This is a genomic window from Microbacterium rhizomatis (assembly GCF_008710745.1).
Taxonomy (GTDB): domain Bacteria; phylum Actinomycetota; class Actinomycetes; order Actinomycetales; family Microbacteriaceae; genus Microbacterium; species Microbacterium rhizomatis.
Genome location: NZ_VYSA01000002.1, coordinates 731,188 through 747,166, shown reverse-complemented (window position 1 = coordinate 747,166; position 15,979 = coordinate 731,188). Strand labels below are relative to the sequence as shown.

At 67.8% G+C, this 15,979-nt stretch carries 14 protein-coding genes; 8 read left to right on the top strand and 6 right to left on the bottom strand.

Annotated elements, in window-relative coordinates:
• Nucleotides 1–18 precede the first annotated feature (18 nt).
• Both F6B43_RS11795 and F6B43_RS11790 read right to left on the bottom strand, forming a co-directional pair.
• Nucleotides 19–834, bottom strand: a complete 816-nt coding sequence (locus F6B43_RS11795) for an LLM class F420-dependent oxidoreductase (RefSeq protein WP_150449119.1) — start codon at nt 832–834, stop codon at nt 19–21.
• Nucleotides 835–934: 100 nt separating this feature from the next.
• Nucleotides 935–1,834: a helix-turn-helix transcriptional regulator gene (locus tag F6B43_RS11790; protein ID WP_150449118.1), complete on the bottom strand. Its 900-nt coding sequence runs from the start codon at nt 1,832–1,834 to the stop codon at nt 935–937.
• Nucleotides 1,835–1,934: 100 nt separating this feature from the next.
• Between F6B43_RS11790 and F6B43_RS11785 the strand changes: the two genes are divergently transcribed.
• Nucleotides 1,935–2,384, top strand: coding sequence for a cyclophilin-like fold protein (locus F6B43_RS11785; RefSeq protein WP_150449117.1), 450 nt, complete (start codon nt 1,935–1,937; stop codon nt 2,382–2,384).
• A 17-nt stretch (nt 2,385–2,401) separates the two neighbouring features.
• On the opposite strand, the gene F6B43_RS11780 is transcribed toward F6B43_RS11785, so the two are convergent.
• The gene (locus F6B43_RS11780) at nt 2,402–2,602 is read right to left on the bottom strand and encodes a hypothetical protein (RefSeq protein WP_150449116.1); all 201 of its coding nucleotides are present in this window, start codon (nt 2,600–2,602) and stop codon (nt 2,402–2,404) included.
• 227 nt (nt 2,603–2,829) lie between these two features.
• On the opposite strand from F6B43_RS11780, the gene F6B43_RS11775 reads away from it, so the two are divergent.
• The 4 genes from F6B43_RS11775 to F6B43_RS11760 all read left to right on the top strand — a co-directional run bounded on the left by F6B43_RS11775 (nt 2,830) and on the right by F6B43_RS11760 (nt 8,841).
• The gene (locus tag F6B43_RS11775; protein ID WP_150449115.1) at nt 2,830–3,228 is read left to right on the top strand and encodes an ArsR/SmtB family transcription factor; all 399 of its coding nucleotides are present in this window, start codon (nt 2,830–2,832) and stop codon (nt 3,226–3,228) included.
• Nucleotides 3,225–5,123 (top strand): heavy metal translocating P-type ATPase, encoded by a 1,899-nt coding sequence (locus tag F6B43_RS11770; RefSeq protein WP_150449114.1) that lies wholly within the window; start codon nt 3,225–3,227, stop codon nt 5,121–5,123. The genes F6B43_RS11775 and F6B43_RS11770 overlap by 4 nt, the downstream gene beginning before the upstream one ends.
• A 126-nt stretch (nt 5,124–5,249) precedes the next feature.
• Nucleotides 5,250–7,511, top strand: coding sequence for a helix-turn-helix domain-containing protein (locus F6B43_RS11765; protein ID WP_150449113.1), 2,262 nt, complete (start codon nt 5,250–5,252; stop codon nt 7,509–7,511).
• A 100-nt stretch (nt 7,512–7,611) separates the two neighbouring features.
• Nucleotides 7,612–8,841, top strand: a complete 1,230-nt coding sequence (locus F6B43_RS11760; RefSeq protein WP_150449112.1) for an MFS transporter — start codon at nt 7,612–7,614, stop codon at nt 8,839–8,841.
• Here F6B43_RS11760 and F6B43_RS11755 read toward each other — a convergent pair.
• On the bottom strand, nt 8,833–10,059 hold the full coding sequence (locus F6B43_RS11755; protein WP_246159919.1) for a cupin domain-containing protein: 1,227 nt from the start codon (nt 10,057–10,059) through the stop codon (nt 8,833–8,835). The genes F6B43_RS11760 and F6B43_RS11755 overlap by 9 nt on opposite strands.
• A gap of 220 nt (nt 10,060–10,279) precedes the next feature.
• On the opposite strand from F6B43_RS11755, the gene F6B43_RS11750 reads away from it, so the two are divergent.
• Nucleotides 10,280–11,239, top strand: coding sequence for a Dyp-type peroxidase (locus F6B43_RS11750; RefSeq protein WP_246159918.1), 960 nt, complete (start codon nt 10,280–10,282; stop codon nt 11,237–11,239).
• A gap of 33 nt (nt 11,240–11,272) precedes the next feature.
• Here the strand turns inward: F6B43_RS11750 and F6B43_RS11745 are convergent, their stop codons facing one another.
• Nucleotides 11,273–12,400, bottom strand: coding sequence for a helix-turn-helix domain-containing protein (locus F6B43_RS11745; RefSeq protein WP_150449110.1), 1,128 nt, complete (start codon nt 12,398–12,400; stop codon nt 11,273–11,275).
• A 234-nt stretch (nt 12,401–12,634) separates the two neighbouring features.
• On the opposite strand from F6B43_RS11745, the gene F6B43_RS11740 reads away from it, so the two are divergent.
• A complete protein-coding gene (locus F6B43_RS11740; protein WP_150449109.1) occupies nt 12,635–13,351 on the top strand; it encodes an alpha/beta fold hydrolase in 717 nt (238 codons plus the stop codon).
• A 21-nt stretch (nt 13,352–13,372) separates the two neighbouring features.
• On the opposite strand, the gene F6B43_RS11735 is transcribed toward F6B43_RS11740, so the two are convergent.
• Nucleotides 13,373–14,560, bottom strand: coding sequence for a beta-1,3-glucanase family protein (locus tag F6B43_RS11735; RefSeq protein WP_211368121.1), 1,188 nt, complete (start codon nt 14,558–14,560; stop codon nt 13,373–13,375).
• A 366-nt stretch (nt 14,561–14,926) separates the two neighbouring features.
• Here F6B43_RS11735 and F6B43_RS11730 point away from each other — a divergent pair, with 366 nt between their 5' ends.
• Nucleotides 14,927–15,763: an alpha/beta fold hydrolase gene (locus tag F6B43_RS11730; RefSeq protein ID WP_150449107.1), complete on the top strand. Its 837-nt coding sequence runs from the start codon at nt 14,927–14,929 to the stop codon at nt 15,761–15,763.
• Nucleotides 15,764–15,979: the final 216 nt, after the last annotated feature.

The window sequence follows — 15,979 nt, the reverse complement described above, 5'->3', positions numbered from 1 at the left end:
GCTCCCACCGGGCTGGCGCTACCGGGCGTTCTTATGGTCGCGCCAGGCAAGCCAGTCGTGCACGACGGCGAGGTCGTAGTCGGGCCCGGAGAGCCCGATGGTGAAGAGGGTCGTCCCCATCGCATGGAGTTCATCGGCATCCTGAAACGACCGGTGGGCGATGGAATCCAAAACCCCTGCGGAGATCTCGATCCGAGAGACGTCGCGACCTACGGCACGACCGTGCTCGCCGAGGATCGCGAGTTTGCGCTCCAGGGTGGGCAGGTCGCTGTAGCTGTGCCAGATGTCAGCGTGCGCCGCGACGATGCGTAACGTCTTCTTCTCGCCGGCGCCGCCGATGAGGATCGGGATCTTTCTGGTCGGAGGCGGATTGAGTTTGGTCCATCGGTCCTCGATGACGGGAAGGCTATGGGCGAGGGCATCCAGCCGCTGCCCCACCGTGCCGAACTCGTATCCGTACTCGTCGTAGTCGCGCTCGAACCAGCCGGATCCGGTCCCGAAGACGAAGCGCCCACGGCCTGTGCCGTGGGCGCTGATCTGGTCGATCGTCCGCGCCATGTCGGCCTGGAGGTTGGCGTTGCGGTAGCTGTTGCAGTTCACCAGGGCACCGAGCTCCACTCGCCGCGTCTGCTCGGCGAGTGCGGCGAGCATGGTCCACGACTCGAAGTGCATGCCGGAGGGGTCGCCGTTCAGCGGGTAGAAATGATCCCAGTTGAAGAGGATGTCGACGCCGAGGTCGTCGAGCTCGGCAGCCCTCTCCCGGATCGCCTCGTAGATAGCGTGCTGAGGCTGCAGCTGCACGCCGATGCGGACGGGACGACGTGGTCCGGTCATGAGACTTCTTCCCTGGTTCGAATGGAGATGTTCCGCCCGCGATCATGACGGGAACTGGTCAGGTCGTCAGGTCGGGTGGTGCAGAAAGGGACGCTGGCCTTCATCGGCTCGTCGATCGGTGATGCGAGGCATCGTCGGGTCGTCGGACGGGGGCGGTGACGGTGCCGAGGAGTTGGAGCGCCTCGTGATCGGACGAGCCGGGTTCGGCGGTCAGCACGGTGAGCTGCACGGCTTCGTGGCCGACGAGATCGAGTCCGTTGAAGTGCAGCGTCAGGTCGCCGACGGTGTGGTGATGGAACCGCTTCGTGCCGGACTGGTGTTCCCACACATCGTGGCGGCCCCATAGCTGTCGGAATTGGTCGCTGCGGGTGGAGAGTTCGCCGACGAGGTCGTGGAGTTGCTTGCTGTGCGGGTCTCGGCCCGCCTCGGTGCGCAACTGGGCGACGTTGATGCCGGCGATCGCGTCCCAATCGGGATAGAAGCGGCGGGCTACGGGTTCCAAGAAGATGAAGCGGGCGAAGTTCGGCGGAGATGTCGTCGCCGACACGATCATCTCTTCCATGAGCGCGCCGCCTAAGGGGTTCCACGCCAGCAGGTCCGTCCGACCGTTGCCGATCATCGCGACCGCAGACTCCATCGAGTTGAGGAACCATTGGATGCTCGGCGATGGCCGCCACGCCGGCGCGGGCGTGGCGCGGCTGCGGCTTCCGGTCTTGATCCCGCCCGCCTGGTGGGCGAGCCGCCGGAGGTACTCGCGCTCGACGTCGTCCATCTGCAGTGCCTTCGCGAGCCCGTCCAGAACCGCCTCGGATGCGCCGGCGATAGCACCACGTTCCAGCCGGGCGTAATACTCGACGCTCACCCCCGCGAGCGCCGCAGCCTCTCCACGGCGCAGACCCGGCACACGCCGGTCCGTCCCGCGAGCGAGACCGACGTCCTCGGGCTCGACCCGCGCGCGGCGCGACATCAGAAAGTCGCGTACCTCGGAACGGTTGTCCATGACCTCAGGGTAAGGCGACCTCGACGCGACCGGGACGCCCTGTCAGGGCACGTCAGGTCAGGGACTCGTCCCCCGGTGAGCGAACCCGTTTGCTTGAGCCATGCGCACTCCCGTTCTCCGCAGGCCCGCTATCCAACGGCTCTTCAACACCCTGGCCACGGCGGTCATGATCCTGTCCGCACCGGCACTCGTCCCTGCCGTCGACGCCGAGCAGCCCATCGTGGAGATGACGGTCACGCCATCGATCGGGGGAGCCGATCTCCTGCGGCAGCTGCCGCTCTCGCTCACTTTCGCCGACCGGATGGGCATCGCCGAGTTCGCGCCGCTGTCCGCGCCACTGACCATTCGCGGGAAGACTCGGATGAACGAGCACCGCGCCGGCGATGTCGCCTACGCGTCAACGGAGCAGACCGTTGTGGTGTTCCTGACCGACGGCCCGGGTACCCCTGACGGCGATCTTGTGCTGCTGGGCCATGTCACCAGCGGCCTGAGCGAGCTGACGAGCTGCGTACGCGACTGCGTCGTCACAATGGTGGACGACGCACGCTGACCCTGTTGCGCGACCGGCTAGTAGTCCTCTCGCGCCTCTTTGTCAATGTCGATGCGAGACTCAGCATCGGCCCACGCGGTGAGCGCCGCACCGAGCTGACGCCGCAGCCATTCCGCAGGCAGTGTCACGCCCTGGGCTTCGAGCTCGGCAAGTTGCGCGATCCACTCGTCCACCGTCCCCGTCAAGTCGTCGGGGCTCGCTGCGTTGCTCTCGCTCATACGGGTTCCCTCCGTCATGCCCGGCCGTGTGTGATTCCCGTCGGGGTCGAAGATACTCCCGACCGGCAGGTCGCGGCTTCGGCGTATGTCGAAGGTCGCGCGCGAGGTTCGAGGAAGATGCGGCGGCGCCCCGGAGTTCGTGACCGTAAATTGGTCGCACCGCAGCGCACCGGCGACCACCTACCGGACAAGCGCGACGAAGCTGGGTCCACGGCTATAATCTGCATATGAATGCGGATAATAGGATTTGCGGCCGTCACCCTCAGAGCGACTTCGTCGAGCTCTCGGTCGAGATCTTCGCGATGCTGGCGGATGCCACGCGGATTCGCATCATCCTCGCGTTGCGTGAGGCGGGCGAGCTGTCGGTGAACGATCTCGCCGAGGCGGTCGAGAAGACCCCCGCATCCGTGTCGCAGCACCTGGCGAAGCTCCGTCTCGCACGCATCGTGGCGACGCGGCAGGAGGGCACCCGCGTGTACTACCGGCTCGAGAACGAGCACGCGTCGCAGCTCATACGCGATGCGATCTTCCAGGCCGAGCACAGCCTCGGGGGTCTGCCGCGTCACCACCACGGCGACTCGGGGCCGGTCATTTCGGAGCGGCCCGGCGCGGCGCACACTGTATGAGCGTGCTGCTCGAGACCCCGCTCCGCGAGGGTGGGCGCACCCTCGCCAAGCCGCCGTCGATCTTCGTCACGGGGGCCCGGCTGCCGGAGGTGCGATGGGCGGCTCTGGCACTCGCCCTCTTCGTCGTCGCGTGGGCGCTCCAGCTGGCGGATGCCCCGGCACCCCTGTGGTGGAGCCTGTACCTGGCGTGCTACCTCGCCGGCGGGTGGGAGCCGGCGAGGGCCGGAATCTCAGCGCTGCGCGAGAGGGTGCTGGATGTCGACCTGCTCATGATCGTGGCGGCGATCGCCGCGGCATCCATCGGGCAGGTCTTCGATGGAGCGCTGCTGATCGTGATCTTCGCGACGAGTGGCGCGCTCGAGGCGCTCGTGACTCAGCGCACGGCCGACTCGGTGGGGAGTCTGCTGACCCTCGCCCCCGAACGCGCGACCCGGATGACCCGCACCGGCGACGCTGACGGCCTGCAGGTCGTGGCGACCTCCGAGCTCGTGACAGGCGACCTCATCCTGATCAGACCGGGGGAGCGCATCGGCGGCGACGGGATCGTGGTCGAAGGCGTGAGCGAGGTGGATCAGGCGGCGGTGACCGGCGAGTCGATGCCCGTGCGACGGGCGGAGGGCGAAGAGGTGCTGTCGGGCACGGTGAACGGCACCGGTTCGCTGGTCGTGCGTGTGACTCGGCCGGCGAGCGAGTCGGTGATCGCCCGCGTCGTCGCCCTGGTGGCCGAGGCGTCCGAGACCACGTCGCAGCGCCAGATGTTCATCGAGAAGGTCGAGCAGCGGTACTCGATCGGGGTCGTCGTCGCGACCCTGCTGGTGTTCGCCGTCCCCCTGGCCTTCGGCGAGGACTTCACCGCGGCCCTCTTGCGCGCGATCACCTTCATGATCGTCGCGTCGCCGTGTGCGGTCGTGCTTTCGACGATGCCGCCTCTGCTGGCGTCGATCGCGAACGCGGGTCGGCACGGCGTGCTCGTGAAGTCGGCGACGGTCATGGAGCGCCTGGGCCGCACCGACCTGGTCGCCTTCGACAAGACCGGAACCCTCACCCAGGGCGCGCCGGTCGTCCGTGATGTGACGGCCCTCGCGGGTCACACGCCCGAGACGGTGTTGGCACTCGCGGCCGCCGTCGAGCAGCACAGCGAGCACCCGGTCGGCCGGGCGATCGCGCGGGCGGCCGGCGCGGACGTCGCCGCCGCCCGGAACTTCCGTGCCCTGCCGGGCCACGGGGTGGAGGGGCGGGTGGGTGCCCGTCTCGTACGGGTGTCGCAGGCTCCGGGCGAGGCAGAGACGCTCGGCACCGTCGTCGACGTGCTCGTGGACGACGAACCCATCGGCACGCTGACCCTCGACGACGCATTGCGGGCGGATGCTGCGGCCACCGTTGCGCGAACGACGGCGATCACCGAGCATCCCGTGCACCTCCTCACGGGCGACAACGACAGGACGGCCGCCGACATCGCCGCCCGCACCGGCATCTCCGTCGTGCACGCGCGCCTGCTGCCCGCCGACAAGGCCACGGTGATCGCCGCGCTCGAAGCAGGCGGCGCCACCGTGATGATCGTCGGCGACGGCGTCAACGATGCCCCCGCGCTCGCCGCGGCGAGCACCGGGATCGCCATGGGCCGCCACGGATCCGACATCGCGCTCGAGACCGCCGATGCCGTCATCATCCGCGACGAGCTCTCGGCCGTTCCGAGTGTGATCGCGCTGTCGCGGAAGGCCCGTCGCTACGTCGTGGCGAACCTGATCGTCGCCGCCGCCTTCATCACCGTGCTGGTCGTGTGGGATCTCATCGCGACTCTGCCTCTGCCTCTCGCCGTGGCCGGGCACGAGGGATCGACCGTCATCGTCGCGCTCAACGGACTGCGCCTGCTGCGCCGGAGCGCCTGGAGCTGATCCGGACCGTCCGAACGACTCTGTCACCATCGGGCGCGGGCCGCGTGAGGTTGCGCGCGAACGCGTAGATCTGAGAATGTCGAGCGTGACGATCATGGGCTTCACCGGCCGCCGTACTGGCAGACGATGACCGATACCCCGGGCTTCGGCGCTCGCGTTCGCGAACTCAGACGGGCGGCCGACCTCACTCTGGAAGCGCTCGCCGAGCGCAGCGGGGTCAGCGAACGCACGATCAGCGACATCGAACGGGGGGTCAGCCTCGCCCCGCGACGCGCGACGGTGGACGCGCTGGCTCGGGGACTCGGGATCGATGAGGCGCAGCGTCAGACCTTCCTGCGGGCAGCCCGAGCGAGCCGGCGCGAGTCAGTCGCCGGCGCGTCGAGCGCGTCGTTCGCACCGCAGCGGGTCGGCGATTTCACGGGGAGGCAGCACGAGGTCGCGTCGGTGCTCGGGCTGCTCGACGTCGACACGGAGGATGCGGCATCCGCGCCGGCGGTCCTCATCACCGGGCCTCCGGGTTTCGGCAAGACGACGATCGCCTGGGAGGCGGTCCATCGCGCCGCCGATCGCTGGACGAGGACCCTCTTCGTCGATCTCGACGGTTTCAGCGCTCTGCCTCTGACGCCCCTCCAGGTCCTGAGCGCGTTGCTGCGGCAACTCCCGGGGAGCGAACTGAAGACCCCGACCACGGTCAGCGACGCCGTGCGGATGTGGCGGACGGCCACGGCATCGGCCCCCGTCGCCGTGCTGCTGGACAACGCCGCCAGCGAATCCCAGGTGCGCGCCGTGCTCGGGATCGGACCGCGCAGCGCGATCGTCATCACCTCGCGCCGCAGCCTCGCCGGGCTCGAAGACGTGCGCCGAATGCTGCTCGGCCCGCTCGGGCGCACCGACAGCGTCCGCCTGCTCGAGCATCTGATCCCCGACTCCCAGCGCGATCCTCGCGCGGTGGCCGGGCTCGCCGCTGTCTGCGAAGACACGCCTCTGGCGCTGCGGATCGTCGGCAACCGCATCGCCAGTCGCCCCGCGTTGCGGGCAGCCGACTTCTTGAAGCGCCTCCAGTCCGAAGAGAACCGTCTGCGTCTGCTCGTGGCCGGCGACCTCGCCGTGGAAGCGGCCATCTCGCTGTCGTACGACGACGTCGAGCCCGAGACGGCCGGGCTGTTCCGAGCCATATCGATCATCGACGGCGGCACGTTCGACGCGGGGCTCGCCGCCGCGATCGTGGGGAAGGATCGCGATGACACCGAGGCGCAGCTCGAAGACCTGACCGACCTGGGACTCCTCGAGGCACGAGGCGCCGACAGGTTCCGTCTGCACGACCTGCTCCGGCTGTTCGTCCTCGATCGGCTGCATCGTGAGCTCGGCTCGGCAGGTGTGCAGGCTCGTCGCAGTCGCCTCCGCGACTGGCTGCTCACGACGCTCGAGCGAGCCGGTGCCTGGTTCGAGCCGACGCGCGAGCCCGACCTGATCCCCGGGAAAGCGGTGTTCCACGACCGCGACGCCGCGGGGGACTGGATCCGCGGCGAGGTGGGTCACTGGTGGCCGGCGATACGGCAGGCCGCCGCTCTCGGCGATCACGCGCGCGTCGTCGACGTCGCCGACTCGCTGCACTGGTTCTCGGATGTCTGGATCCAATGGGGCGTCTGGCACGAGTTCTTCTCCCTCGCCGTCACGTCCGCGCGCGCTCTCGGCGACGGACTCATGGAGGCGACACATCTGGGATACGTGGCCTGGACCGAGATCGTCGAGGTCGGCGATTTCGACCAGGCCCTGATCACCGCCCGCGAAGCGCTCGCGGTGGCGGAGGCGATCGGCGACGACACCCAGCAGGGGTGGGCGCACTACTACGTGGCGTGGGCGCACTGGAAGATCGAGCGCTTCACCGAGGGGGCCGAGGATGCCCGGGCCTCCGTCGCGTGTTTCCGCCGAGCCCGCAACGACGGTGATCTCGCGCTCGCGATCGTCATGCTGGCGACGCTGCTGCAGGCGCAGGGCAAGCACGAGGAGGGGATCCGCGAGGTGGAGGGCGTGCTTTCCGTCCTCTCGGACGATCGGCGGCAGGGCCGCGGATTGGCGGGGCGCATCGCGGAGTACTCGACCTACATCGTGCTCGCGGATTCATATCTCGACCTGGATCGCAACGGCGATGCGGTCGACGCGGCATCCCACGCCCTGGCGATCGCCGAAGACCTCTCGGACGGCGCACGCATCGCGATGAGCCTTCGGCGTCGCATCAAGGCGCACATGCTGGCCGGCGATACCGCGCGCGCGGAGGACGACATCGACGCCGCTCTGGAGGTGCTCGGATCGAAGGAGGAGGACGCGCACGTTCTGCGGGTCATCCGCGACCGCATCGTCGCTGAGCGGCGCGCTCGAACGCAGTAGCAACGGTGTGGGCGCAGCCGACCGACATGTCGACATCTGTCGAGCGTCGACGCCGTCGTGGGCGATAGCGTCGACAGCGAGAGAGAAAGGCGGCCCGGACATGACCGACACGACGCCCGTCCGTCGCTGGAGCGCCCTCCCGCCCGTCCGTCACGGAGCGGGGTTCTGGATCGTCACCGCTGTCTTCCTGACAGTGATGGCCTACTCGACCGTGCCGACGCCGCTCTACCCGCTCTACGAGGAGCGCGACGGATTCCCGGTGTCCACGATCACGGTGATCTTCGCCGCGTACGCCGTCGGGGTGGTCATCAGCCTGTACTTCCTCGGTCACGTCAGCGACTGGCTCGGCAGAAGACGGATGCTGGTGGTCGCGGTCCTGGTGTCAGCGCTGTCCGCCGTGCTCTTCCTGCTGTGGCCTGAAGTCCCAGGCCTCATCGTCGCCCGTCTGGTCAACGGCGCCAGCATCGGCATCCTCACCGCGACGGCGACGGCGCACTTGGGTGAGCTGCGATCCGTCGCCAAGCCTGACGAGAACAGGATCATCGCCGCGTCCGTCGCCGGAGCCGCGAACCTCGGGGGGCTGGCGCTCGGTCCGCTGATCGGCGGTCTGTTCGCGGAGTTCCTGCCCGCGCCGCTCGTGCTCCCGAACGTCGTCTTCCTCGTCCTCCTCCTCGCGGCGGCCATCATCCTGATGTGCGTTCCTGAGACCGTCGATGCTCCGACCGCGCCGGTGACCTATCGGCCGCAGCGGCTCTCGGCTCCTCGGGGATCCCGATCAGCATTCGTCGCCGCGGGATTCGCGGCGTTCGCCGGCTTCGCGGTCTTCGGCCTGTTCACCTCTCTGGCGCCGACGTTCCTCTCGCTGTCATTCCACGAGAACGATCATCTGCTTGCCGGAGCGACCGCCTTCGTCGTCTTCGCCGCCGCCGCGGTCGGCCAGGTGGTCTTCGGGCCTCTCCGCGTGCGCACGCAGCTGGCGATCGCCGCGGCAGCGTGCGCGGTCGGCCTCGCCGCCGTCGCCGCGGGGGCGGTCGCGGCCGAGTTGGTCATCTTCATCGCGGGCGGTGCGATCGCGGGCCTCGGCGTCGGGGTGCTCTTCAAAGGGGCCATCGCCACCGCGGCGCGCGTTGCGGAGCCGGAGCGCAAGGGCGAAACGCTGGCCCTCATATTCCTCATCGCATACGCGGGGCTGGCCATCCCTGTTCTCGTGGTGGGTGTGTCGCTGCTGTTCGCTCCGCCCATCGCCGTGCTGCTGCCGTTCATCGCCCTCGCGGTGATCGCCACCGTGTCGGCCGCGATCGTCATGCGTCGCCAGGAGCGCTCACTCTGAGGCCGCTCGCAGCGGAGTGATGCCCTGCGTGCCCCGCGGGAATGTCGCGAGCGTGGCCTCGTCGATGTTGAGGTGTGCGGCCAGGAGGGCGGGGGGCACGTGGCTCAGCCAGTTCGCGAGCGAGATCTCTTCGTACTTGTCGGCTTTGAAGACCTCGAGGAACTGGAGCACGTCGTCGCCGGTGTTCTCGATGTAGTGACCGTAGTTCTTCTTGACCACGCCCACGTCGCCCGCCCGGAAGTCGGTGGTGTTGGCATGGGGGCCGGTGTTGAAGACGGTCATGCGCGCCGAACCGCGCAGGTAGTACTGCCATTCGTCGGCGTTCGGGTGCCAGTGGAGTTCTCGCATCGACCCGGGTTCGACGGTGACCAGCGCCGCCGCGATGGTATTCGAGAGCGGGAAGTTCGTGCTGTCGGCGATCTGTATGCTGCCGCCGCTGTTCTTGTGCAGGGGCGTCGACCGTGAAAGACGGAAGATGATCGGCTCGGCCGCGCCCCACTCGACGCCGGCTGCCTCTTGGTCGGCGGCGAGCTCGCCGGGCTCCGTCCCCGGGAAGATCCAGAGGTTGTGGAGCGGTATGCCGCTGAACACCCCCAGCGAGACGCCGAAGTTCTTGGCGAGCACCTCGGGCGGGGTGTGTGCGAACCAGTCGGTGAGAAGAAGCGTGTTGCTCTCGGACTGATCGCCGTCGTCGAAGGCGAGCACGAATTCGGCGCCGTCGGGCCCGAGACCCTGCAGAGAGTGCGGAGTGCCGGCGGGGAAGAACCACAGGTCGCCCTCTTCGACGTCTTCGACGCTCGCCCGTCCGCTCCGGCTCAGGGTGGTGACGCGGCATCTGCCCCGCGTCATCACCGCCCACTCGGCCGTCTGGTGCCAGTGCAGCTCGCGGATGCCGCCCGCCTCCAAATACATGTTCACCCCGGCGATCTCTTCCGAGATCGCGAAGTCCTGCTTCGTCAGCTCGCGAGCCCACCCACCGCGCTGCACCCGACGCGGCGAGATGTTGAACGACGACCAGAAGAACGCCTGGGTGCTGATGTCGGTGCCCGGAGCATCCATCTGATTCGGGAACTGGCTCTCGATGACCCGGTTCTGCGGCCCCGTCATGAGCGTGCTCTTCGGATCGTCGGCCGTGTTCGATTCACCCTCGGGAGGAAGATCGGGGTTTCCCAGGGTGGGGGTCTCGTGGTGCGGGACGGTCGGGTCGGTGGAATCCACGGTGTCTGCTCCTCGGCTTCTCGGCAGTGCGTTCAGCATTCCAGAATGCTCCCCGCCGCGTGGCCCGATCTCCTGCGAATGTTGAAAGTGTCTTCGGGATCTGTCGCACGCCCGTCCAGGAGAATGACAGGGTAACGGCCGTGTCGTCCCTCGTGCCCTGTGCATGTGCTTGTGCTTGTGCGCTGCGCCACGCCGAACCCTGCAGGAAAGGTGTCCCTCGATGAGCATGTCTTCTCCTTCGCGACGCGTTCCGATCGAGCCGCAGAGCGTTGACGCGCCGCTCACGGACTCTGCGGTGTTCCTCGTGCTGACCGTCGCCGACACGGCCGAGGCGTACGCCGCCGTGAAGAATGCCCTCGGCAGCGTGTCCGACGTGCAGAAGAACGTCGCGTTCCGCGATCTCGGTGCGTCGCTCTCGTGCACTGTGGCGGTCGGGAGCCGGGTATGGGATGCCGTGACCGGCCTGCCCAGACCCGCCGAGCTGCACGAGTTCCGGCCGGTTCGCGGCGCCGTCCACACGGCGGTTGCGACTCCCGGCGACATCCTCCTGCACATCCGCTCCGACCGGCGCGACCTCTGCTTCGAGCTCGAACGCCAACTGCTCGGCGCGTTCGGCGACGCGGTCGCGGTGGCCGACGAGACCGTGGGCTTCCGCTACTTCGACGTGCGGGATCTGCTCGGATTCGTGGACGGCACAGCGAATCCCGTCGGCCAGGCACTCCCCGAAGCGACGCTCGTCGGCGAGGAAGACCCGGATGCCGCGGGCGGTACGTACGTCGTGGTCCAGAAGTACGTGCACCCGCTCGCCGCCTGGAACGCGCTCACCACCGAGCAGCAGGAAGCGATCATGGGGCGCACGAAAGCCGACAACATCGAGCTCGACGACGCCGTCGACGGCCAGAAATCGCACAAGACGCTCGCGACGATCGTCGACGATGCCGGCGAACACGACATCCTCCGCGACAACATGCCCTTCGGCGCCCCCGGGTCGGGCGAGTTCGGCACATACTTCATCGGGTATGCGCGCCACCTCTGGGTGATCGAGAGGATGCTGGAGCGCATGTTCATCGGTGAGCCCCCCGGCATCCACGACCGCCTACTGGACTTTTCGACCCCCCTCACCGGCAGCGTCTTCTTCGCGCCTTCGGCGTCACTGCTGGACTCGCTCGCCGACGACTAGGTGCTTCGCACGGCTCCGATCACCCGTCGCGCGTCAGATCCGGCCGGTCGACTCCCAGAGGCGCACGAGCTTCAGAGCCAGGTGGAGAGTGCTCCTCTTCATGCCGTCCGCCATCGCGTCGCGTACGACCTCGGGCATCTTCTCCAGCCGGTAGTACAGAGTCGTCCGGTGCAGGAACAGCAGTTCGCAGGCGGCGGAGACCTGCCCGCCCACGTCGAGCAGCGTCTCGATCGTGCGGCGCTGGGTCTGATCGCCGTGCGATACGAGCGCTTCGGCGGCGGGAGAGATGACGCGCAGCCACGCGGGATCCCGCGTGACGGCGCTCAGCAGGGTCCACCCGCCGAGATCGGCGATATCGACCGAAGGCTGGAACTCCTCGAACGACGCCGAGAGCTCGGCGGCCGCAGCCGCCTGGTCGGCGGCAGCCCTCAGATCGTCGGCGGTGCGAAGCGGCGTAGCAGTGCCGATACCGAGAATGCGGATGCCCCGCCGAGCGCCTTCGTCGGCGAGGGCGCGATCGGTCGCGGCGTCGACACGGGGTCCGACGACGTACAGGACGCCGCGGAGGTCCGCGACGAGCCAGAGAGGCACAGGCCGGAGCGTCGCGAGTGCGCGGCCGAACGCGACGCGTTCGACGGCGCCTGCCGCTGTGTCGATCATCAGGGCACGCACCACGGTGCCCTCGCCGCGCTGCAGCCATCGTTTGCTCACCGCGGCCGCGTATGCCGCCCGGCGATCGCCTTCGTTCTCGCTGAGGAGTGAAGCCATCACCGTCTCGCGATCGGACGGCATCCGGGGGGACCGCTCACCGATGATCCGCGCAGCGAGGGCCACTGCGGAATCGATCGCCTCATACTGCGCGTGCGTCCACGTCACCCTGCCCGTAGATGCGATCCACAGGCGTCCGACGAGGTCCGGGCCGTGGTGGATGTCCACCGTCGTGCCGTCGGAGATGTGCGCGGCGTCGCCCGCATCGAAAGTGGGCCGGAGCTGAGCAGACCCATGATCACTCGTGACGGGGACGTCTCGATCCACCGCCGTCACGGCCACCGCACGATGGAGCACATCGGACAACTGCTCGACCACGTCCTGGAGAGTCGTGCCCGCGTGCGACAGCAGGCCTCCGTCGAGCCGATGGCACAGGGGTTCGAAGGTACTCATTCGCTGGCACTCCCTTCACGGGCCGACGTCGCACGTCCATTGCAGCGGGCCACCGCATCCCGCCGCCATGAAGAAAGCACGCAGTTTCGCACCCGATTCGCGTCCCTCCACGGCCCGCTGAGCCCGTCGTGTGGTGTCAACCGACATTCGTCGAATCATCTGCAACCTGGTGTCGTGTGGGCGGGGCGAGGCGCGCATTAGCGTGAGGGTCACCTGAACTCGCGAGGATCACCGATGACGTCACGTCCCGCCGTTGTGCTCGTCCACGGAGCGTTCACGGATGCATCGAGCTGGTGGCCGATCACTCTGCGTCTGTTGGGCTCTGGACGGACGGTGTTCGCGCCCCCCGTCGACGGACACAGTTTCGTCGACGATTGCGACCACGTCAGGCGGTTCGTCGAGCGCATCGACGGACCGGTGCTGCTGGTCGGGCACGCGTATGGGGGAGCGGTGATCACGGTGGCCGGTGCCGCGCACAACGTCGTGGGGCTGGTCTACGTCGCGGGGTATGCGCTCGACGGCGGAGAGAGCATCGGGGCGCTGCGCGATCGCTTCCCGGACTCCGATCTCGCACGCCACCTCGTCTCGGCATTCGGGCGCAGAGACGGGGATTCCGGCACCGAGATCACCGTCGAGGTGGCCGAGTTCCCGCAGCTCCTCGGCGAAGGGGCGCCCTCGGATGAGCTCGAGGTGATGGCGGTGTCCCAGCGTCCCCTGTCGGTATCGATCCTGACGGAGTCAGTGGTCGAGCCTGCGTGGCGCTCCCGGCCTTCGTGGGGCGTCGTCGCTTCGGCGGACCGCAGTCTGAGCCCCGAACTGCAGAGGTTTGCCTACCAGCGCGCCGGCGCGCGCCGAATCGTCGAGCTCGACGCTCCTCATCTGGTCATGCAGACCCACCCCATCGAGGTGGTCGCCCTCATCGACACGGCGCTCAACGAGCTGGTCGGGTGAGCGTACTCGACGCGCGGATCGCTACTTGTCGACCGCGGGAGCCGGCAGCACGTCCCACCGGCCGAGCGTCAGTGTCAGCGCGCTCGGTGCGTCGGTGTTCGGCAGGATCGAGATGCTGCCCTGGCTGTTCACGTCGTCGTACGGGAACCCGTAGGCGAGCCCATGGGCCGATAGCTCATGGATGACTTGCGAATACCGGTTCGCGACCGCGCCGGGCGGGTAGTAGTCCGCCGTGTCGAACCACGCGTCCTGCTGCAGGGCGATGCCGCGGTTGAAAGCGGCGCAGAGACGTGATCCGAGGAGGTTGCCGTTGATGTCTCCCGGTGAGAACGCCGCACCGCAGCTGAAGACCTCTGCGGCTGTGGGCTTCGGGAGCACGACGGCGCCGGTCTCGTTCGGCCCGGTCGTCTGCAGATGCAGCTTGCCGTCCTCTTCGACCCGACCCGTGAACGTATAGGGTGCCTCGGTGTAGCTGAATCCGGCGGCCCAGGCGGCCCACGCCTCGTCGACGGCGCTGTTCATCGCGGTCCCCTCGGGGCTCGCGAGAAACGTCGGCGAGTTCGCCGGATTCAGGATCCGGTTCGGCTGCACGAGATCGGCATATCCTCCGCCGAGCGCGGCGACTGCTTCCCGGACATCCGCCAGGGTTGCGGTGATCCCCCGATACTCGGAGATGCCGGTCGATTGCTGCTCGAGCTCAGCCGTCATGGGAAACCCGATGGCATCGACCATGTCGACATCGCCGCCGTAGGCGATCGATCCCGCCTCGAACGCGTACTCGTAGTAGTCCCAGACGCCGTCATGGTTCGGGTTGCTCGGGTCGGTCACGACGGGGATGGTGAATCCCGAGCTGTCGGGTGCGATGGCGATGTACATGGGGGCGCCGAGAGACACGTAGACGCGCGAGCCGCCGTCTGTGAATCCGTTCAGCACGGTGCCCCCGCCGACGGGCAGCGGGAACGACATCGCGGCGTAGTCGACATCGTCCTTCGTGAAGTGCCCGGGTGCAGCGGCATCGGCGGAATTCATGGGCAGCACCTTGCCGGCCGCATCCTGATAGGACCACTGACCGTCTTGAAGGCCGATCACCGTGAGCCAGATGTCGCTGTCGTCCCACACCCCTGTGTCGTTGACGACCTGCACGGGAAAGTGGTTCGGGCCGGTCACCGTCGGGGGCGTCGCCACGGTTCGTTCGGGCGGAGCGGCCATCGCGGACATCGGAGCCAGGATCCCCACGGATCCCAGCGCGGCGACCGCGACCAGAACGGCCCGCCGGATGCGGCGACGGGGCCCGACCACGCGGGACCGGGCATGTGGACTCAGACCGTCAGAAGAAGACACATCGACCTCACTCGCCTTGCGGCATCGGTGCATCGGACCAGCATACCGACGCACCTATATATTAGTGCATCGAAAGCGACGGAACTCACGCCCCCAGAATTCTCTGAACAAAAGTAGGAGTCCGAGCGCCTGCGCCCGGCGATATCGTGTACGCGTTCCCGCTCACCGGGAAGCAGGGGGCACTCAACCGTCGTCTCGAGCGGAGCTCGGCTCGGCATGAACTGGAGGTCGATCATGGCGTTCGTCACCACGGATGATGGCGCGGAAATCTTCTACAAGGACTGGGGCAACCGCGACGCTCAGCCCATCATGTTCCACCACGGCTGGCCGCTCTCGGCTGACGACTGGGATGCTCAGATGCTCTTCTTCCTTGCGAAGGGCTATCGGGTCATCGCCAACGACCGACGCGGGCACGGCCGGTCTTCGCAGATCGCAACCGGCCACGACATGGACCACTACGCGAGCGATGCGAATGCGGTGGTCGAGCACCTCGATCTGCGCAACGCCATCCACGTCGGGCACTCGACCGGCGGTGGCCAGGTGGCGCGATACGTGGCGCAGTACGGCGAGCCGCAGGGACGTGTCGCGAAGGCGGTGCTCGTCTCGTCGGTGCCCCCGCTGATGGTGCAGACCGAATCGAACCCCGAGGGAACTCCGATCTCGGTCTTCGACGGGTTCCGCGACGCGCTGGCCGCGAACCGGGCCGAGTTCTACCAGGCCGTGGCGGCGGGGCCGTTCTATGGGTTCAATCGGCCGGGTGCAACGGTCTCGGAGCCGGTGATCGCAAACTGGTGGCGACAGGGCATGATGGGCAGCGCGCTCGCTCACTACGAAGGCATCAAGGCGTTCTCCGAGACCGATCAGACGCACGACCTGAAGGCGATCTCGGTGCCTGTCCTCGTCACGCAGGGCGACGACGATCAGGTCGTTCCCTACAAGGATGCGTCGGTGAAGCAGGCCGAGCTGCTCAGGAACGCGACCCTGAAGATCTATGAGGGCTACCCGCACGGCATGTTGACGACGCACGCCGATGTCATCAACCCCGACCTGCTTGCCTTTATCCAGCAGTAGTACTCGAACCGCCGAACGGCGCACTCCGGGATGCCGGGGTGCGCCGTTCTTCGTGGTGAGAGGGCTCGAGGGTTTCGGTGTGCTCACGGATGTACTCAACCGCGCGCATTCACATAGTAGTATGCGTGGATATCTTAATTGAAGGGAGCATTTCGTGCCTCTTGTCGGATTCTTCGTGCTTTTGGTTGTGGGACTTCTCGCCGGCATCGCCTGGAC